8 protein-coding genes are annotated in these 20723 nt (G+C 61.6%); 4 read left to right on the top strand and 4 right to left on the bottom strand.

The genetic code is table 11. The features are described 5' to 3' along the window. Positions 1-26: 26 nt before the first annotated feature. Genes LRC39_RS17075 through LRC39_RS17085 form a run of 3 tightly spaced genes read right to left on the bottom strand, consistent with a single transcriptional unit; the run spans position 27 to position 12305 of the window. A complete protein-coding gene (locus tag LRC39_RS17075; RefSeq protein WP_346295039.1) occupies positions 27-2336 on the bottom strand; it encodes a condensation domain-containing protein in 2310 nt (769 codons plus the stop codon). Then, a complete protein-coding gene (locus LRC39_RS17080) occupies positions 2333-10369 on the bottom strand; it encodes a non-ribosomal peptide synthetase/type I polyketide synthase (RefSeq protein ID WP_346295040.1) in 8037 nt (2678 codons plus the stop codon). The genes LRC39_RS17075 and LRC39_RS17080 overlap by 4 nt, the downstream gene beginning before the upstream one ends. Positions 10370-10391: 22 nt before the next feature. Beyond that, positions 10392-12305: a non-ribosomal peptide synthetase gene (locus LRC39_RS17085; protein ID WP_346295041.1), complete on the bottom strand. Its 1914-nt coding sequence runs from the start codon at positions 12303-12305 to the stop codon at positions 10392-10394. A gap of 567 nt (positions 12306-12872) precedes the next feature. On the opposite strand from LRC39_RS17085, the gene LRC39_RS17090 reads away from it, so the two are divergent. From LRC39_RS17090 to LRC39_RS17105, 4 genes are all read left to right on the top strand, one after another. Further along, positions 12873-13946 carry an acyltransferase family protein gene (locus tag LRC39_RS17090; protein ID WP_346295042.1) on the top strand — a complete coding sequence of 358 codons (1074 nt, stop codon included), beginning with the start codon at positions 12873-12875 and terminating at the stop codon, positions 13944-13946. An 87-nt stretch (positions 13947-14033) separates the two neighbouring features. Further along, positions 14034-15851: an endo-1,4-beta-xylanase gene (locus tag LRC39_RS17095; RefSeq protein WP_346295043.1), complete on the top strand. Its 1818-nt coding sequence runs from the start codon at positions 14034-14036 to the stop codon at positions 15849-15851. Positions 15852-15915: 64 nt separating this feature from the next. Further along, positions 15916-17052 (top strand): glycosyltransferase, encoded by a 1137-nt coding sequence (locus LRC39_RS17100; RefSeq protein WP_346295044.1) that lies wholly within the window; start codon positions 15916-15918, stop codon positions 17050-17052. A gap of 121 nt (positions 17053-17173) precedes the next feature. Continuing rightward, a complete protein-coding gene (locus tag LRC39_RS17105; protein WP_346295045.1) occupies positions 17174-18922 on the top strand; it encodes a GMC family oxidoreductase in 1749 nt (582 codons plus the stop codon). On the opposite strand, the gene LRC39_RS17110 is transcribed toward LRC39_RS17105, so the two are convergent. Then, a complete protein-coding gene (locus LRC39_RS17110) occupies positions 18917-20359 on the bottom strand; it encodes a hypothetical protein (RefSeq protein WP_346295046.1) in 1443 nt (480 codons plus the stop codon). The two genes, LRC39_RS17105 and LRC39_RS17110, sit on opposite strands and share 6 nt — an antisense overlap. Positions 20360-20723 lie beyond the last annotated feature (364 nt).

A 20723-nucleotide genomic window follows, 5' to 3' on the forward strand; every position in this document is an offset into this window, starting at 1 on the left:
TCGTTGCTTGCCGACGACATCGGTCCTCAGCCCACCGAGCGCTTCGCGGACCAGCGGCCCTCCCGCCGATCGATCATCCAGCTCATGTATTCGGCAATTGTCGCGACCGCTGGTTCGCGGGTCATGTCGTCGTGTGCACCGGGAACGTCGAAGATCCGCAGCTGCCCATTCACGACCTTGTCCCATCCCAGGCCGCGCTCGAACAACCGTCCGACACGCGATTTCGCGCTACGGAACAGCACGACTTCGCCGTCATACGGGTTCCAGGGATACAAGGCCCTGGCGTCGAGCAGATAATCCATCAGGCCGTGATTGAGGAAATCCTCATTGGTGGCTCTCGGACGAGGCGCATCACCGCCGCGGCCGATCAATCGAACGAGTGGATTGTTCCTGATGATCGAGTACTGCGACATCGCGGCTGCAAGGCTCATGTCCCCGGACCGGACTTTCCGAATCCGTGCGAGCAGATCGGGGATGATCCTGTCAGTCAGTTGGACCCGCCTCAGCAAACGGTCGAACCGGCTCATCGATTCCACATAGCCGGGCGCGACCGTGTCCAGCAGAAAGATCACCGACACTTCGCCATTGAGGCTCTTCAGTTGCTGCGCAACTTCGAGCGCGACGTTGCCCATCAGGCAGAGGCTGATCAAATAGTACGGGCCAACGGGATCGTGTGCCCGGATCTGCCGAACCGCGTCGGCCGCGATCCTGCAAATGCTGTCCTGATCGAGCGGCGGCAACTCGGCGTCGTCCGCCCATTGCAAGTCGACAAACGGGCGCCCCGCCGCCACCCGTTCTACCAGCGGATAGTACAAGGACCGATTGCTCAACGCGAAGATCGGCGGCAGCTTGCCTTCGGATTGCAGCACGCACGGCTGGAAATAGGGCCGCGCAGGACGGCGGTTCGGCAGCCTGCGTTCGAGCGAAAGCGCGAGAGGCGCAACGACATCACCGGCCGGCTGATCACCCTTCAAAGCGGGCGCAACGCTCTTCAGGTCGCTCTCGATCGGAGCGACTTGGGCCTCCATCTCCTCCGACCACGCTTTCAGCAGCGCATCGGCAGCGGCAGCGACGTGATGATCGGTGTTGTACTCGCAGGAGATCCGCCACCCCTCCTGCCGCTCCACCAAGAAGAAACTGAATTCGTAGAGGCAGCCCGTCGTCGCCGACGGCAGCGACACCAGTTCGAAGTCGCCGTGCCGGATCACGCCGGCCTGGCCGGTCTCGACATTGCCGGCGGCAAAGTTGATGGCGTAGCCGAGCGGCAGATCTTTCCGATCCGACATTTCGATGCCGGCGGCGATCTCGGCGAAAGGCAGCGCCTTGTTCGCCAGTGCCTGCGAGACCTCGTCCCTGATGCGGCGCGCGTGCGTGAGCGGATCGCTCCCCGCCTCGATCCCGAGCCTCAGGACCACAGTGTTGACCACGGGGCCGACCACATCGAACAGCAACGGATCGTCGCGGTTGGCGACCTGCGTTCCGATGACGATCTCGTCCGCCTCCAGCTTGCGGCCCAGCGCCCGCGTCAAGGCCGCACACGTCAGCCCGTACATCGTGAAACCTTCACGCCGCGCCAGCGATTGCAGCGCATCCGTCAACGGCCGCGGAAGAACACGGCTCCTAATTTCGCCGTTGCGGCCGGCATCAAGCACGGGCTGCCTGGTCGGTTTGATGTCCAAAGGTGACAGCCCCGACAGCTTGCCACGCCAGTATTGCCGCTCCTCGGTCAGGCCGTCGCTCGCCAGTAACGCCGACTGCCACTGCGCATAGTCCACGTACTGAAGGTTCAACTCGCGGCAGTCTGGCCTTTGACCGCGCTCCAGTGCATCGACCACCCGGGCAAATTCGTGCGCGATCAGTCCGACCGACCAGAGATCTGCGATGGCGTGATGGATCGTTAGCAGCAGGATCGCTTCGTTCGGCGAGCGCCGAAGTACGGTCGTTCGCCAGGCTGGCGCGACCACAGGATCGAACGCCGCCCTCGCCTCCAATGACGCAAGCCGCTCCGCCTCCGCCTGGTAGCGCTCGCTCGATAGCTGCGACAGATCGATCAGCGATAGTTTCGGCGACGTGTCGACGACAATCTGCGAGTAGCCGTCGGCCGAGCGTTCAAATCTCGTCCGGAGCGCCTCGTGTCGATCGGCGAGAAAGTCCAGCGCCTTCTGGAGCGTCTGGTCGCGCACTGCTCCCTTCATCTGCCAGCGCATCGCGATATTGGCCAGCGAAGAGCCTGGATTGCGTCTCTGCAGTTCGAGAAACCGCTCTTGAATGCTGGTGCAGCGGACCGGTTCAATCCCCGTCTCTTGTCCGACTGCGGAGGGGACCTGCGTCTTCATGTTGTCCTCACGCGGCTCGAGGAACGCCGAAACTCTGCGAGCGATGGCGTCTTCTTGTCGGACGTCTGCGCCTTTGCCGCGACGGAAGCCCGCCGCGCCAGATCGCTCATGCTCGGGTTGGTCATCAGATCTTGCGCCCGGATCGGCAGCTTCGCTTCGGAGAACCGCGCAGCCATCCGGAAGACGTGCAGACTGGTCGCACCGAGCGCGAAAACCCGGTCGTCCGGCTTGATCCCGGTTCGGTTCAACGCCGCCTCTACGATCGAGATCACCTTGGTCAGAACCTCCGGTGCCGGCTCGTCGCGCGCATCCGTCTTGTCGATGAAACTGACGACGATCGACGGACTGACGATCGCCGCCGATAGCGCCTTTCGATCCAGTTTGCCGTTTGCAGTCTTGGGCAATTCGGCAACCGCGACAAAGCGGTTGGGAACCATGTAGTGAGGCAGGCTGAGCTGCGCCGTCTGCTGCAGGCTGTCGATGCTCACCGTCATGCCCGGCTTCGCCAAGAAGGCAGCCACCAGCGCGGCGTCGGCAGTGCCGGCATTCTCGACCATGACCGCGGCGTCCACGATCTCTGGACAGGTCCGCAGCACGGACTCGATCTCTTCCAACTCGATGCGGAAGCCGCGGATCTTCACCTGCTGATCGCGTCTGCCGAGCAGTTGAATGCTGCCGTCCGCCAAGCGTGTGGCCAAATCGCCGGTTCGATACAGACGCACCGTTTCGCCATCCTGCAGAGACATTACGGGAAACGCTGCGGCTGTCAGATCGGGCCGGTTGACGTAGCCCTTCGCAAGACCAAGTCCGCCAATACACAACTCCCCAGGGGTGCCGACCGGCGCCTGCGTTCCGTCATCGGACAGGATGTAGAGATCAGTATGAGCCACTGGCTCGCCGATGACGATCGGCCGGCTGGCATCGACAATCCGTCCGCAGGCCGACCAAATCGTGGTCTCCGTCGGCCCATACATGTTCCACAGTTCGAAGCCTGCGGCGATCAGCTTCTCGGCGACATCGCGCGGCAGCGCCTCCCCGCCACTCAACGCGCGAAGCGGGCGCGATGGCTGCAAACCAGCTTCCAGAAGTACGCGCCAAAGCGTCGGTGTGGCCTGAACGATCGTCGCAGCGCTGGTTTCAATCAACCGCACGACGCTCTCGGGCTCGAGCAATCTGTCCTTGCTGCAGATCACGGTCCGCCCGCCGCAATACAGCGGCAGAAGAAGCTCGAGAACCGCGATGTCGAACGACACCGTGGTCACTGCGACGATCCGATCATCGGCTCCGAAGCCCGGCCGGACCGCCATCGAACCGAGGAAGTTGGCCAGTGCGCGGTGACTGATCTCCACGCCCTTGGGCGTTCCGGTCGAGCCGGACGTGAAAATCACATAAGCGGTCAAGTCGAGCACCTCCTGCGAGGGCACCGGTTCGGGACGAGCGGACGAGGCAGCGTCGATCTGTGCGGCATCTCGCACGAGATCAATCACCGGCACCCCCATTTCGGCCGCAACCGGGCAGTCCGCTCCTGACGTGATGAACGCCGCAACCTCGGCCGCTTCAGCCATCTGCCGAATTCGAGCCACGGGAAGCGAAGGATCGACCGGGACGTAGGCGAGCCCAGCTTTCGCAACCGCGACCAATGCGACCGGCAGATCAAGGCCCCGTTGAACCGCGACCGCGACCCGGGCTCCGTTGGCCGGATTCAGCGCTCTCAACAGCCCCGCAATTCGATTGCTCCTCGATTCCAGATCGCGATAGCGCAGAACGTCCGTCTCGTACTCCACCGCAACTGCGTCAGGCGTACGGTAGCAGTTCCGCTCGATCATCTCCACCAGAGGAATGTCGAAACGCGAGGCTTGCAGTGCGTGGGTCTGTCCGCTTGCAGTCCCAAGAACGGTTGGCTTCTGCAGCTTCAGGTCCTGCAGGATGATCTGGGGCTGCTCGAGCGCTTGTCCCAAGATCTTGCGGAGCTGATCGAGCCATCCCGACACCGTCGTCCGATCCAGAAGATCGGTCGCGAAATCGACCTCGATCGTGATGTCGTCGTCCGTTTCGATCATGTTGATGAAGATGTCGAAATTGACGAAGGCCTTTGGATTGGTATCGACGCGCGTATCGGCGCCGCGGAATGTCAGCCGAGAGCCGACCCGTTCAAGATTGAACTGAATGTCCGACAGCGGCGTCCGGTTGATGCTACGGGGAATGTCCAGATCACGGACCAACGATCCCAACGTGTAGTCCTGGTGATCGAAGATCTCGTTCAGCTTCTCGTCGACGTGCTTCAGATGCTCACAGAAAGAGACGGCGGACCGAGCGGTGACCGGCACCGGCAGGAAGTTCACGCAGTGCCCGACCAGATCCTGCCGATCCAGCAGTGCCTGGCCGCCCATCGGGACGGTCAACACAACGCTCTCGTTGTCGCAAAGCCGCGCGAACAGAGTCTGCACCGAGGCAAACAGCACCGTGAACAGGGTTACGCCCTGGCGTTTGGCCAGCTCTCTCGCCCCGCCGCAAAGGTCCTGCCCCAACCGCTCGCGCAGCGATGCACCGAGGAAGCTCTTGACCTCCGGGCGTGGGCGGTCGAGCGGAAGCTCCGAGGCGACCGGCACATCCGCGAACTGCTTTCGCCAGAACTCAACCGTGGACGCAGACGGCCGCGGCCGCTCCGCAGCATGTTCGGCGAAACTCGCGGCAGGCACCAGCGACGGCGTTCTTCCGTCACGATAAGCATTGTAGATCTCGGCCAAGTCACCGAGCAGGACGTTCATCGACCAGCCGTCACAGATGATGTGATGCGCGGTGAAGACCAGCACGTGGACGCCAGACCCCACACACAGAACGCTGGCACGAACCAACGGCCCGTTGAAAAGGTCAAATGGTGTTCTTGCATCCTTGGCAAGCCACTGCGCCAGTTCGGCATCGGCGTTGGACTCGTCGAGCTTGACGACCGGCACCTTGGGCACGAAATCCGGACTGATCTCGAGCATTCCGGTGAAGTCAACGACACGGCTACGAAGTGCCTCGTGACGCCGGACGACTTCTTCGACCGCTTTGATCAACGCACTCTCGACGACGGGCCCATCGAAGCGAATGCTGACCGACTCGTTGAACGCCATCGAGGCTGCATCACCCATTTGCGCCGCGAGCAACACCTCCATCTGAGGCTCGGTCAGGGGCACCGTTTTGAGTTTCTGCGGCTGCGGTTGAGCTTGACCATCACCACTACGGCCCGCCTTCCTGGTGACACCCTTGGCTTCTCCCGTGATCAGCCCGGCGTCCGCGAAGGCCCCTATCGCTCGTTCGAACGCGCCGTCGATCGCCTGGCACTGAACGGCCTCGTGTGCGGTCGTGAGAAAACATGGGAAACCTTCGTGGACATGGATCCCCTGTAGGCGAAGCTCGGCGAACAACAGGCCGGCGAACCGTCCCAAAGGTGAACCATCGACAAAGAACCAGCTCGCACATGTCTCGGCCCGCGTCGGCAGTCCGTAGTTGTCGAGGTGTGAATTGATCCGATCGACAAGCTGCCCGGTGCGCTGCGCCAAGGGCGCATAGATCTCGGCCTTGTTCCGTTCGATGTGCTCGAGCACAGCGCGTGCTGCGGCGAGCACCATCGGATGCCGAACGAACGTTCCGGCGAAGAATGTCGGCGCAACTTCCGGCTCGCTCTCGTCGCCGTATTGCCAGAAGCCACCGTCCAGCGCGTCCATGAAATCCGCGCGGCCTGCGACCACCCCGATCGGCATTCCTCCGCCCAGCACTTTGCCATAGGTCGCCAGGTCAGCCTTGATACCGAACACCTTCTGCATGCCACCGGGGTCGACCCGGAAGCCGGTCACCACCTCGTCGAACACCAGCGCCGCCCCGCTCTTTGCGGTCAGCTCTCGGAGCGACGCCACGAAGTCTCGCGGCTGCAAAGCCGGATGCCGGCTTTGAATCGGCTCGACGATAACAGCGGCGAGATCGTCGGCCATTTGGCTGACAAGCTCGAGGCTTGCTGGATGGCCGTACGGCAGAACGATCATCTGTCCGACGTTTTCGGCCGGGATGCCGGACGCGATCGGAAGTGCACCGGGGACGCTGCCCGCGCGGCACGACTTGATCAGAACCTCATCGAACTGACCGTGATAGGCGCCACTGAAAACAACGACCTTCTGTCGTCCGGTCACAGCGCGCGCCACCCGGATGGCGGCCATAACAGCTTCGGAACCGGTGTTGCAGAAGGCGACCCGCTCATTGCCGGTCATGGCGCTAATTCGCGCCGCGACTTCCCCGGCCAGTTCGGTCTGCGGTCCGATCGCGAATCCGTCTTCCAACTGTGCGTGCAACGCGGCGGCGACGAATGGCGGGACATGGCCGAACATCGTCTGGCCGTAGCCATTCACCAGATCAATGTACTCGTTGCCGTCGACATCCCAGATCGACGCTCCCTTCGATCGCTTGCACACGATCGGGTAAACCATCTCCTTCCACTGCGCATTGAAGCCGCTCGCGGTCCGGGGATCGGCAAGAACTCTGCGCGACGCCTGAGCACGTGACTTCGATCCAGGCGTGCGGTCGTTATAGCGCCGGACAAGATTCTCGATGTAAGAGCGCTGCTCCGGTGCAAGTGCGAGATCGCCATCGGCGGCACCGGGGCGATACATCTTGAACCGGCCGCCCCCTTCCTCACCCGTGTCGGGCATCACAAGGGTAGTCTCAGGCGCGCTCCCTGCGCTGCTATTGGCCGGGACCGCCGCAACAGGCAATTCGGCAGCGACACCCTGGTCTTTGCCGACCGCCGCAAGCTGAGCGGCAAAAATCCGTTCCATCGAGTGCAGTTGCTCGCGAAGCAACGCCTCGACTCCCGTGGCGCCCGCCATCACCGGCGCTGGCGGGTCTTTCGACAACGCAGTCTCTGCCGGCCGCTCGACCATCGCCACCTGGGGCTTCAAGGCAGCTCGTTCGGCCTGGGGCAATTTGTCGGCCGGTGCCGAGGCCTTCAACATCGCAGCCAGGGCGTCCAGCGAGTTGAGATCTCGCATCAACTGCCGGAACGTGATCTTCACCCCAAACGACTTGTTGACGCGCTGCGCGACCTGACCGAGCAGCAAGGAATCGAACCCAAGCGAGATGAAGGAAGTCGCCGCGTCCTGATCCGAAAGAGGTCGTCCCGAGACATCCGACAGTATAGCCGCAAGCGCCTTGATCAGCGCCTTCGAGACCTCATCACCCGACATCTTACTCTCCATCGAAACGCTACGCAGACCATCCTGCTCGCTACGCACCTCCTGCGGAGGCACGGTCTGAGGGAACGCGTCTCCTCGGGCCGATGCGACTGGCATGGTCATCTCAGGGCCGGCCGAAGCAGGGCGCGCGATCCAATGGCGCGTGCGCTCGAACGGATAGCTTGGCAATCGCAGGCGTGCGGCACCCGCGGCTGGACGGACATCGGATTTCAGCCTCGCGCCGTGCGCCCACAGATCTCCGAGCGCTTGAGCGAAGGTGAGCTCTTCGTCGTTTCGCTCCGCATAGTCCGGTGCGGTCGTGACGATCGCCCGGACCTTCGATGCGGATGATGAGGCCCCTGCAAATGTCGACAGCGTTCGACCGGGACCGACCTCCACCAGCAGACAATCCGCCCGCTCGGATATCGTATCGATCAGCGTGGTAAGCGCGGCACGGAAGTTGACAGGCTCGCGGCATTGACGGGCCCAATAGGCCGGTGACGTGGCCTCCGCCGCGGTCATCCAAGTTCCAGTGACGGTCGAGATCAGCCGACGCTTCGGTGGTCGGAGTGCAATCCCGGCCGCAACCTTCTCGAGCTCGACTGCCACCGGATCCATCATTGCTGAATGGAAGGCGTGTGACGTGTGGAGACGTCGATGGGGAATCTCCGCACTCTCCAACCGGCGCTCGAGTTCTTCCACAGCTTCAAAAGGACCGCTGGCGACACTGAGACGGGGCGAATTGTCGGACGCAATCTCGACCCCGACTGGCAGGTGCGCCGACAGCTCGCTTGCCGCCAACCGCACGCTGAGCATGGCGCCGGGCGCCTGGGCCTGCATGATCCGTCCGCGATGCACCACAAGCTTGAGCGCATCCTGATACGACATCACGCCCGCCAGCGCCGCCGCGACCAACTCGCCGAGGCTGTGGCCGATCATCGCTTTCGGCTCGATACCGGACCGGAGCAGACGCTGTGCCAGAGCATATTCGATGAGGAAGAGCGCCGGCTGCGCCAACGTCGTCGATCGGATGGCATGATCGTCGACATCACGATCGTCGAACAGCACGGCGAGGATATCGACGCCGAGGTGTTCCTTGACGATCGCCGCCCCGAGCTCGACATCAGCGCGGAATTCGCGATCGGACTCGAAGAGCCAACGCCCCATCCCCGGGTACTGAGCGCCCTGGCCGGGAAACATGAACACCGCGCCGGGTCGAAGCGATGAAGGTCGGGGGTCGGAGCGGACTTCCCGCAACGACTGAACCGCTCCCTCCACGGAATTGACCGCGACCGCCCAGCGCCGATCGAACGTTCGCCGTCCTGCGGCCAGAGTGTGGGCGAGTTCGTTCAAGCCAATGCGCTCGCCACGCTGCACTGCCGCCTCGAGATGATCGGCCAGCCTGAGCCGCATCGCCTCCAATGCAGTGGGGGACCGGGCAGACAGCCGGAGAACCACCGCACTCTCGACCGGCAGCGAGTTCTCCGCTGCAGTCGGTGGTGACTCCTCCAGGCACAGATGCACATTGGTGCCTCCGACCCCGAAGGCACTGACTCCGGCGCGGCGCGGCGCATCTCCCCGAGGCCAGTCCTGCAACTCCGTCGCCACCCGGAATCCCCGCTTCGCGAGGTCCAGGTGTGGGTTCGGCTCGGAGAAATTTGCCTGAGGCGGCACAATGCCGTGGTGAAGCATCAAGGCGGTTTTGATCAGCCCTGTCACGCCCGCCGCGGCATCCAGGTGACCGACATTCGCCTTCACCGATCCCAGGGTGCAGTTGCGGTCTTCGATCGCACCGGTGGAAGCTTCAGCGAACGCTTGCGACAGCCCCTCGATCTCGATCGGATCACCCAGCGGCGTGCCGGTGCCGTGACACTCGACGTAACCAATCGATTCCGCGTCGAATCCGGCCATCGCCAGCGCGGCCGCGATGCACTCTGCCTGCCCGCCGACGCTGGGAGCCGTGAAGCCAACCTTGGCCGCGCCATCATTGTTGATGCCGTAACCTCTGATCACCGCGTAGATCGCGTCGCGATCAGCGACGGCATCCGCCAGCCGTTTGATGGCCACCACGCCCGCGCCGGAGCCGAACACGGTCCCGGCCGCATCGACATCGAACGGCCGGCAGGAGCCATCGCGGGAGGCAATTCCGCCGTCCTGATAGATGTACCCGCGTTTCTGGGGGAACGTGACGGAGACGCCGCCGGCCAATGCCATGTCGCACTGCAGAGCCGCGAGGCTTTCGCACGCTTGCGCGACGGCAAGAAGCGAGGTCGAACAGGCACTCTGGACAGAAACTGCCGGTCCTTTGAGATTGAGCTTGTAGGCGACCCGCGTCGCAACGAAGTCATTGAGCGTGCCGAGGAGCTCCGAATACGAGCCCACCTGAAACTGCGACGTGAACCGCTCGAGGGCGGTGCGATCGGGGCAGACGTGCCGCAAGAAATAGGTGTTCAGCGAGGCGCCGGCGAAGACGCCAACCGCCCCCTGATAACGCTCCGGGTCGTACCCTGCATCGTCCAACGCCTCGGAGCAGATCTCGAGGAAGATCCGCTGCTGCGGATCGGTCAAATCCGCTTCACGCGGCGACATCCCGAAGTAATCGCTGTCGAACAGATCGACGTCGTCGAGAACCGGCTTGGCGGCAACAAAATCGGGATCGGCACGCTCATGAGCCGCGAAGGAGTCCTCCAGCTCTTCAGGCGAGAAACGCGAAACGCTCGTGCGTCCCGCTTTGATGTTCTGCCAAAACTTCTGAACGTCGGGTGCGCCTGGAAAGCGACCAGAAAGTCCCACTATCGCGAAGCCGATCTCATTGCTGTCCGACATCTCGCCTCAGCTCCGTCTAGCCCTATGCGTGATGGCTCCGAACACTGATCGCGCCATACGCAGCATTCATCGCACGCCTCTGCCGGCGTCCACGCGCTGCTCCGGCAATGGCGAGCGACCGATGCGAGGCTCCGTCCAAACAAGCCTGGAATTCGGCGATGCTGGGATGGGCGAACAGGTCCGTAACTGGAAATCGAATCCCAATCGCCGCCTGAATGCGCTCGTGCGCCGCGATCATCTGCAGAGACGTCGCGCCAAGATCGAACAGGTTCGCCCTGGCATCGACCGACTTGCCCAGTAATGCGCTCCAGATGTCGGCCACGATCGATCCGACACTATCGTCAGAGAGATCTTCATCATCGGTACCTGCGCCCAGCTGCTCCGTCGCGATCAGGTCGCTCAGCAGCTTCGCTCTGTCGATCTTGCCGTTCTTGTTGAGCGGCAACTCATCCACGATCTTGATCGTTGATGGGATCGCTTGGGCGGGGAATTGCTCTTTGAGTCTGCGGATGATGCCGGCTTCAAGATCACCGGCAGCGTCACCTGGCAGCGGCTTCAAGAAAGCGACAATCCGCTTTACGTCGCCTCGATCCGCGGACAGAACCACCGCCGCGTCGGCCAGGACCGGATCCTGCCGCAGCGCCTGCTCTACGCCGTCGAGCTCGATACGCACGCCGTTGATTTTGACCTGACGGTCCCGCCGACCACGGAACTCGATCGCTCCGTCGCTCCGGCGACGAACGTAATCCCCGGTGAGATAAAGCCGAGCCTTCGGATCGTCAGACAACGGATCGACGACGAACTTTTCCGCGGTCAGCTCCGGGCGATTGAGGTAGCCGAGCGCCAGCCCGATCCCACCCGCGCAAAGCTGACCTTCCTCACCGTCCGGAACCGGCTCGAGCGCATCCGATAGAATGTGCACACTCGTGCCCGAAATCGGAAAACCGATCGGCACCGGCCCATCGCCCCAGCCCGTGCGCGGAATCGAATAGCAGCACGTGAACGTCGTATTTTCAGTGGGGCCGTACCCGTTGATGATCGTGCAATCCGGCAGCAGAGCCATCGCACGACGAACGTGCACCGGCGAAAGGACGTCGCCGCCGGCCAGCAAAGTCGTGAGACCCGACAGCGCCTCGGGTCGCTCGTCGACCATCAGATGGAAAAGACCGGCTGTGAGCCAGGCCGCATTGACCGAGAAACGCCCCAGCGTCTCGGCGATCCGCTCGACCGACAGCACCGCATCTTCGACGATGACGACCTGTCCGCCGTTCAGCAACGGCCCCCAGATTTCCAACGTCGAGGCATCGAACGCCAATGGCGCCGCATGCAGCATGACCGTCGCGGGCGACAACGTCATGAAATCCGTATCAACAACCAGCCTGACGATGGCACGATGCGGCACCACAACGCCCTTCGGCCGCCCTGTCGATCCCGACGTGAACATCACATAGGCAGGCAAGGATGGCGTCAGATCGAGTGCCAACGGATCACCGGGCTCAAGCCGCGAGGCATCGAGCTCGTCACTCAGGCGGCGCTGCTCGATCGCGTCAATCAAAGCCGGTTGATGCTCCGTCAGAACCAGCGTCGGCTGTGCATCCTGGATGGCGCCGCCGATCGCTTCCGGGCCTAGCCCGATATCAAGCGGCATATAGACTCCGCCCGCCTTCAAAATCGCGGTCATGCCGATCAGCGTATCGATCGAGCGCCCAGTCAAGAGGACAACAATTGAGCCAACCTTCACGCCTCTTTTGACAAGCAATCGTGCCAATTGGTTCGAACGAAACTCAAACTCGGCAAAGGTAATCCGCCCACGCTCGGAAATGGCGGCAACGGATTCCGGAAAACGTTGGGCAATTTGCTGAAGAACATCTGGAACGGTGCATGCCGCAGCCGCGCCACTGCCAGATCCTTCTTTGATAACCACGGTGCTCGCCATGACTATCCCTACCCTTGCAACCAACTAACGGCAATCTGCCTCGCATATTAAGCTTACTCTTAACCCGACTGTAAGCGAAAGCGCTAACGCGGATCGATCACGCGAGCCTGATCCCGATCAACGATAGTTCCTGCGACCGCAGTGCGTTGACCTATATGTCAACACACTCCTCTCATCGCGCCTCGCGAGCGTTGTAAAGATCCCACCTCTGCCGTCACTGCTCGACAGCGCGCGAGGAACAACCATTGCGAGACGGGCACTTCACCCGCGCAAGTCTTCACACGCCACCGTCTCTCACGCGCACAATTTGATGAGAGACTAACTCGCACTTGAAAGGCTCTCAAAAACCTACAATGATGTTGCATAGCGCAACGACCCATCGTCGCACACGCACTACGATGCGACTTCGCGCACCGCGATCACGATATTTCTGCACTACGTTGAACCCCAAGCTGTTCAACGCCGAATGCATCCTTGTCAACGATCACTGGGTATCGCGCAATGTCATTGCAATCACTCGGAGACCGCCTTGATGCAAGCGCTGGACGCCCTTCCGGCTTCGACTACATGAAGGTCTCGCTCGCGGTCATGGTGATCGCGACGCACAGCGTGCTGACGAGCTATGGGCAAGCCGCGGATGCCGCAATGTGGGACACGCCCGCGCGGCCATTCCTGCGATCTGTTCTTCCGATGTTCTTCGGAGTGAGCGGGTTTCTGGTTGCCGCCAGCCTGGATCGTTGCAAGACACTCATTAAGTTCTTTGGACTTCGGGCGATCAGAATATTCCCGGCGCTTACCGTAGAGGTGCTGCTGTCCGCATTTCTGATCGGCCCGATGCTGACAACACTGGCATTGAGCGACTATTTCACGGACAAGCTGTTCTTCCTCTACCTGCTCAACGCGATTGGCGAGATCCACTATCTTCTTCCAGGCGTGTTTCAAAACAATCCCAAGCCCGACATCGTCAACGCACAACTCTGGACCGTGCCTTTCGAGTTGTACACCTATGGGGCGATCGGTCTGCTGGCCATTGCCGGCGTGCAACGCTATCGCATCTTGGGTCCGATTTCGGTTGTCGTGCTGATCGTATTTCATTTCGTCGCCCGCCTGTGGTGGCACGGATGGCAATATCTGCCCTTCAACGGCAACGTTCCGGGTTTCGCCCTGATGATCTCGGGGATCGTCGGCCTGTCGCTATATTACTACCGCTATGAAATTCCGTGGCGCTGGTCCGTATTCTGGGGCGCCACGGCGGTTGCGTTGCTCGGGATGTACTCCCGCTACGGCGGAGAATATTTTGGCGCGCTGGTCGTTCCTTATGTCGCGATCTTCCTAGGCCTCACCACACCGCGGCGCCTCGCGATCGTTCGCGACCGCGATTACTCGTACGGGATGTACCTGTACGGGTTTGTCATCCAACAGACCTTCGCAGCCACGATTCCGTCCGGCCGCGTCTGGTGGATCAACATCCTGGTATGCGTGCCGCTCGCAGCGATCCTCGCGGCGATGTCATGGCACTTTGTGGAGCGTCCCGCTCAGCAACTGAAGTCTCTGGTCGGGTCGTTTGAAAAGCAATATCTGCGGATCATGCGCCGGACCACAGTGGTCCCCGGCAGTGCTCCCGTCAGAGCGGATGCATGAGCATCTGGGCCGGCGAGCAGGATCTGCACTCCTGCGACATCTTAAACCACCTGGTGGTGACAACTTGATCGAGTGAGACAAGACAGAATGGCGTTCGACCGCGCTCGTCTTGGGCGCCCCACATCCTTTATCGGTCAGCTCTGCGCTCGGGCACGCCGGTTGGTGCCGGTTGTGGTGACGGCGACAATTATCGCTGCCGGCGCTGCCGTTGGTCAACGAAGCGCCCTCGCCTCAGATGCCACCAGCGATCGCGCCGAACAGCAGGCCAGTCCGTGGGGCGTCGCCACCGGCGCCGAATGGCTTGATGATCATCGCCGGTTCAATCCGATCCTGGCGAAGGCGGGCGTCAAATGGCTGCGGGCCTTCCAGGAATGGCAGACCATTCAGCCCAACCCAGGCACCTGGAACTGGGCCCCAGCTGATCGACTCGTCAGCGATGCGACGGCGAACGGCATCAGCCTGCTGTATCCGCTAGCCTATCTGGCGCCCTGGGCCTCCGCCGATGGCGGCACGCGCGCTTTCCCAATTAAGGACATCCAGTACTGGAAAGACTACGTCGGCGCCATCGTCAAGCGCTATCGCGGGTCGGTGAAACACTGGGAGATCTGGAACGAGTTCAACGGCAGCTTCGCCGTTAACGGAAATCCGTCCATCTACGCCGAGTTGGTCAAGGAGGCGTCGACGGCCGCCAAGCGGGCCGATCCTTCGGCAAAGATCGGAGTTAGCGTCGCAAATTTCGACGTCAACTTTCTGGAGCGCGCGATCGAAGCGGGCGCGGCCGGGCATTTCGACTTCATCTGCGTGCACCCCTACGAAAAGCTCGATCTGCTGGAGGCTGGAGGCGAGATCGAGTTCATGGCGATGGCATCGACGCTGCGGCGCATGCTTGCCTCACATAACCTCGACAGCTCGCTCCCGCTGTGGATCTCGGAAGTCGGAGCCGTCGCAACCACCGAACCGAGGTCCGAAGCAGGTCAATCGCGACTGCTGACAAAAGCCTACGTGCTCGCGCTCGCGTCCGAGTTCGAGAAGATCTTCTGGTTCGAGGCGCGAGGGCCGGCCTATCATGATCAGGCAGACCACGGATTGCTTCGCACGGACTTTTCACCGCGCCCCTCATTCGAGGCGCTTGCAACCCTGATCCGTCTGCTGGGCGATCGCCCGACCTATCTTGGATGGGTCCGAGCGGACGCCGACGGCCTAGGCTTTGTCTTCGAGGGCCGACAAGGTCCCGTAGTGGCCGCTTGGACCACCTCGAACAAAACGGTTGAAACGACCTTCCAGTCGCCGGTTCTGGTCACGCGTACCGACGGCTCGGAGGTTACTCTGGATGCCGGCAAGCCCCTCAGCCTGTCGTCCACGCCCCTGTTCGTTTCGAAGCTTCCGGACGCGATCGTGCAGCAGGCAAAAAAGAACCGCGACCTGCCGATTCTGCAAGATGTCGACTATTCGAAGGTGGACGCTGTCACGATCTCTCTTGGTGAGACCAATCGCGGCGGCGGTCTCCAGCAGATCAATCCGCAGACCACCAAGGTGTTCACGGACGAGGGTTCGATCTCGCGGCGGCTCGATTTTTCCGTCGCGAACAATGAAGGTCACTACGCCTATTTCGCGGTATCGCCGCAATTCGTTCCGTGGGGCACCCGCCGCCTGCAGATCAGCGCAACGGTCAAACGGCTGCCTGGGAGTCCGAAGGCAGGCTTCAGCTTGGACTATGAATCCCAGAAGGGCTACATCAACGCCTCCTATCGTGAGATACCGAGCGAAACGGACTGGCAGGAATTGACATGGACGATCGATGACGCGAATTTCGTCGGCCAGTGGGGCTGGCACTTCCGCATAAACGCGATTGCCTCGCCCAGCGAATTTCTGGTCAAGGACATTCGCGTGGAAAAACGTCCATGACATGCGCGCCCCCATCAGGCCATCATCGGGCGCCGATCGCCTGAAGACTGAACAAGAGCTACGCATGTCTGGTCAACCAGGACTTGTCGATTGCGACTTCACGCTGGCGCTCAACAACAGGACCGGTAAGTTCTTCTTCTGCGGCGATCTCATCGCCGGCTCGAAGGATCTGATCCGCAAGGTTTATTACTGGAGGCTCGGATTAGACCGGCTTCCCACCGGGCTGATTGCCCGTATCCTGGGCCGTCTGGCCGTCGTCGAAATCGATCTCCGGGTTCGGCATCCCAGGACACTCACAGCCTTCTTGTCGCGCCGGAACAGGCTGCCAATCGTCTTTACCGATCCAAGAGAAGTCCTCATCCACGACCTGCGCGAAACCGATATCATTCTTTGCCACGACGTCGGCCCCCTGACCCATCCGGCCTTTTACGCCGATGGTGTCGAGCAGATCTACCGGGCGGCGTTCGATCGCATCGCGGAGGCCAAGCCGCATCTTCTGTTCGCCAGTGAAAGCTCGTGCGAGGAATTCAAGCTGCTCTATGGCGACGATTTCCCTTATCTGGGCGTTCTGTATCCGCCGATCAGGTTCGCTTCGGGCTCCTCGGACCAGCAACCGGTGACGTCTATCCCGGGCAAGTTCTTTCTGTCCGTCGGCAGCCTGGGAACTCGCAAGAACCAGTTGCGGGCGATCGAGGCCTTCGGACGAACCGGCCTCGCCGAGAAGGCGTATAGCTATGTGATCTGCGGCGGCCCGGAGCCTGGCGCCGAACACGTCATCGCCGCCGCAGACCGCACCCCCGGCGTTATCATCCCGGGGTACGTCAACGATCCCCAGCTTCTTTGGCTGTACTCCAACGCAGAAGGATTCATCCTCCCAAGTTTACTTGAGGGCTTCGGCTTACCGGCAGCCGAGGCGATCCACTATGGAGTAATACCGCTGCTGAGCCGAGGAGGAGCTCTCCAAGAGGTTGCTGGCCCATCAGCCATCCTTGTCGACCCGTTGGATGTCGACGCGATCGCTCAGGGAATGCATCAGATCGCAGCTATGAGCGAGGATGAGAAGGCGCAGCGCTTGGATCAGATGCGAACGAGTATTGCGAGATTTTCAACAGAGAACGCCCTAAGGGTCTGGCGATCCGTTCTGTCCCAGGCCGCATCGCTTCACCAGCATACGGACGCAAGCCCCTCCACATCGCCATAGCGACGGCAGCGCAACGCCCTCTTCGTCAGGCATACATCTTCCCTGACCAGATAAGTGTCTGTGAGAGCAGCCCGCCGTGAAAGAGATTCCCGGCTTCAGCACAGGCTGGTAGGCTGAAATCATGCTTGTCGAGAACCTTGCTCATTTCAGCGCCGATACTCGTTTTGAGGCCGACCTCGTCATTATCGGAGGCGGCCCAGCAGGCCTCACCGTAGCACGCGAGTTGCGAGGTGCTCCGCTACGCGTCCTGATCGTCGAGAGCGGGTTGCTTGAAGAGGCCCCTCAAGCAACCGAGCTCTCGACGCTGGAGAGCATCGGCGAGCCGAATGCCCCTCACCAAATTCAGAAGCGGATTGCTTTTCACGGTGCCAATTGCCGCTCCTGGACTCAGGACCAGCAACCTTATGGTGTCCGCTGTCGAGCGCTCGGAGGCTCGACACATGCTTGGGCAGGAAAGTCGGCCGCTTTCGATGGCATCGATTTCCAGGAGCGAGCATGGGTCCCGCATTCCGGCTGGCCGATAGACCGATCCAGCCTCGATCCGTTTCTTGATCGCGCAGCCGACATTCTGAACCTCGGACCGAACCGCTACGACGACACTCTTTGGACCCTGCTCGGCATTTCACCTCCCGACCCCCAACTCGGCCCGCAGGGGCTTCGCTCGTTCTTCTGGCAGTTTTCGCGATCCCGGATCGATCCTCTCGACATTATGCGGTTCGGCGCCGACTTTCTCAGGCTGGAAGCCGACAACATTCGCGTTCTGCTCAACGCGACCGCGACACGCCTCGATCTGACCCAGGAGGGAGACGGGTTTCGCGGATTAGAGATCGCGACAATTAACGGGCAACGCCACACCGTACACGCAAAGGCCGCCGTGATCGCCGGCGGCGGTATCGAAAATGCGCGCCTTCTGCTCGCTTCAACGACGATCCACGCCAACGGAGTTGGCAATCAGCACGATCTGGTGGGGCGCTTCCTGATGGACCATGCCGGCGCGCGGATCGCCAGGTTCGGCGGGTCGAACGCCAACCAGATCATGCGGCGCTTTGGTTTCTACGGCCTCCGCAACAGCGGTCGCACCTCGATGTACATGCATGGCCTCGCGATCACGCCTGAAGTGCAGGAGCGAGAGCATCTCTTGAATTCCGCGATCTATTTCATGCCGGAGCATGCGGCGGACGACCCATGGGACGCCGTCAAACGGCTCCTTACCGGAAAGAGTAAGCGACAGGTCAAGGATGCCATGCGTGCCATTGCCGGCGCCGGTCTCCTCGGCAAGGGCGCCGCCATGAAGCTACTGTCGAGCAACCGGCTTCCGGTCGCCGTCAAGGATCTCATCGTCCAAACCGCCATTCGTTACATGCCTAATGTAGCCGCGGACGACTTCCTCAGTCGCGGCGTTCCGCACAAGGTGACGGACGTGTGGATCGACGCCATATCCGAGCAGCGCCCTGATCCCGACAGTCGCATCACGTTGTCGGAGAAGACGGACAGGTTGGGCCTGCCGCTGCCACGGGTCGATTGGCGGATCAACGCTGACGAGCGCCGAACCATCTTGCGGCTCGGCCACATCGTGCAGTCGGCTTTTGCGCACGTGCAGCTACCGAAGCCGATCCTGGAACCATGGGTCGCGGAAGGCGCATTCAACGACGCCGTGATCATCGACATGGCGCACAGCATGGGGACCACGCGGATGTCGGCGTCGGCGCGATCAGGCGTGGTCGACCAACACTGCCAAGTTCACGGCGTACGCGGCCTTTACGTCGCCGGAAGCTCGATCTTTCCGACCAGTGGCCACGCGAATCCAACTCTTATGATCGTGGCCTTTGCGGTCCGTCTTGCCGACCGTATCCGACAGACCCTGCTATAGTCCTCTTGCGCCGGATCGGCGCGCCGCTGCGAGAACACCGAGCCCGGATTTGAGCGACAAGCTGGTGCTCGACCTCACTCTCGACAACGCATCGCGCTTGGCACAGGCCAGAGCCGCGAAGATGAAGAACGGCAGCCCCAGGTCAGTCAGCGCGCCAGCTAGAACCTGCGTGACCAGCATTGCCGCACAGGTGACCTTGGCCGCCTTTCTGTAGCCCTCGTCCCTCGCGTCCACACCGTTACCGTCTTTTGCCAAGAACACCGACAGAAAGAACCCGACGAAGAGGATGCTTCCAACCACTCCAAGGCTCGCAAGCACCGCAATCGGGAAGCTCGACGCTCTCATGCTGCCGTTGCCAACGCCGAACCCAAAGGTGTCGAAGAAGTTCTCCAGCCCTTGTCTGTTCCAAAGCGATCTCTCGACCCCCGAGGAACTCGACAGTTTGTTCAACACCAGCTCGTTGAGAATGTCTGCCACATAGCTCGATGCACGATCGTCGGCGAGAATTCCCAGGATGATAAACGCCACCACGAACGGCGCCCCGGCCAGCAGAACCATCGATTCAATACGCAGTGCGCCGGAGAACGACGCCGAGACGATCTGGAAATAGAAGATGCCCAGCACCACCGCGAGCCCGACATAGGCCGTCGACGATTTCGAGAGCAGCGCCGCGCCGAGGGACAGCACGGCCAGCACCAGCGACAAGCGTCGGTAAACTCCACAAAGCCAGAGCTGGAACGTGAAAGCAAAGAACGCGACCGTCATCGATCCGAACGCGGACGCCTCGGTAAACGATCCGACCAGTCGCTTCGAGCCCGCAAGCTCCACCTCGGTCAACAACCCGTAGGAGGCATTCCGGATGAACGACAGGATTTCAGTGGTGTTCGAATAATAGGTGGCGAGGTCGACGACCGAGAAGGCCAGGTTGGCGGCGACGCACAGGATGGCGGCACTCCCTAACTGGCTTCTCCCCACGTAGGAAGTCGCATACGCCCAGATCAGAACGAAGCAGACCAGATCTCCGACAAGATAGACCGACTGCGTGAAGTTCGACGTCGCGGGCTGAAGCACCACCATGTAGCCGGTGGTTCGCACCGGATAGACGAAGGTGTCTCCGGCAAACAGCCGCGGCATGAAATAGGCCGAGACCAGACAGTCGACCACGATCAGCGCCAGCCAGAATCCGGGCGTCCCTATCGCCAGGGCATCGGACAGCCGGCTCCGACAACCCGGTTCAGCAAGAATGCGGATCGTCAGAAACCCTAACAGCAAATGCGATGGGGTGACGTTGGTGCCGCCCAGGCTCGGCAGCGTGAAGGCGGCGGCCGCGCCCAGCAGGATCGAGCATACAAAGGCGTGAATGATGAAAGATACAGGCTGAAAGAGGCAGATCACGCCGAGCGCGAGCGTGATCATTCCGATGACTTCGATCGTCATGGTGTTGCCCCGGAGCCTTTCTCTTGCTGTCGGCGGCCGGAGCTCATTGAGGCTCGGCCGCGCTGAAGTTTCTCGCTTTAGTCAAATCTGTCAACGTCTCCTTCGAACCGGCCGTGCCCGTCCGGCGGCTGTGTAGCCTGCCGCTTGTCCCAATGATCGGACCGATCCCGCCAGTCCAGACGCGGCACCAGACCACGTACGCGAATAGAGCGATCCGAGCTACGCTATCAGGACAAGCAGTAGGCACAGGCCGCCATGATGTCCTGGCGACCGCCGGACTCTGCGTATCGCCTACTAACTCAAGCATCACCGCCTGCCCATGGGCTGATCGACGCCTTGCTCCATCCCCATTAAGAACGCCCCA

Source organism: Rhodopseudomonas sp. P1 (assembly GCF_039642825.1).
In the GTDB taxonomy this organism is placed as follows: domain Bacteria; phylum Pseudomonadota; class Alphaproteobacteria; order Rhizobiales; family Xanthobacteraceae; genus Rhodopseudomonas; species Rhodopseudomonas palustris_H.

What these genes read in the sequence shown, in the direction of transcription:
- LRC39_RS17085 (WP_346295041.1), bottom strand. Translation starts at nt 12,305, where the DNA reads ATGGCGAGCACCGTGGTTATCAAAGAAGGATCTGGCAGTGGCGCGGCT.
- LRC39_RS17105 (WP_346295045.1), top strand. Translation starts at nt 17,174, where the DNA reads ATGCTTGTCGAGAACCTTGCTCATTTCAGCGCCGATACTCGTTTTGAG.
- LRC39_RS17095 (WP_346295043.1), top strand. Translation starts at nt 14,034, where the DNA reads ATGGCGTTCGACCGCGCTCGTCTTGGGCGCCCCACATCCTTTATCGGT.
- LRC39_RS17090 (WP_346295042.1), top strand. Translation starts at nt 12,873, where the DNA reads ATGAAGGTCTCGCTCGCGGTCATGGTGATCGCGACGCACAGCGTGCTG.
- LRC39_RS17100 (WP_346295044.1), top strand. Translation starts at nt 15,916, where the DNA reads ATGTCTGGTCAACCAGGACTTGTCGATTGCGACTTCACGCTGGCGCTC.
- LRC39_RS17080 (WP_346295040.1), bottom strand. Translation starts at nt 10,369, where the DNA reads ATGTCGGACAGCAATGAGATCGGCTTCGCGATAGTGGGACTTTCTGGT.
- LRC39_RS17075 (WP_346295039.1), bottom strand. Translation starts at nt 2,336, where the DNA reads ATGAAGACGCAGGTCCCCTCCGCAGTCGGACAAGAGACGGGGATTGAA.
- LRC39_RS17110 (WP_346295046.1), bottom strand. Translation starts at nt 20,359, where the DNA reads ATGACGATCGAAGTCATCGGAATGATCACGCTCGCGCTCGGCGTGATC.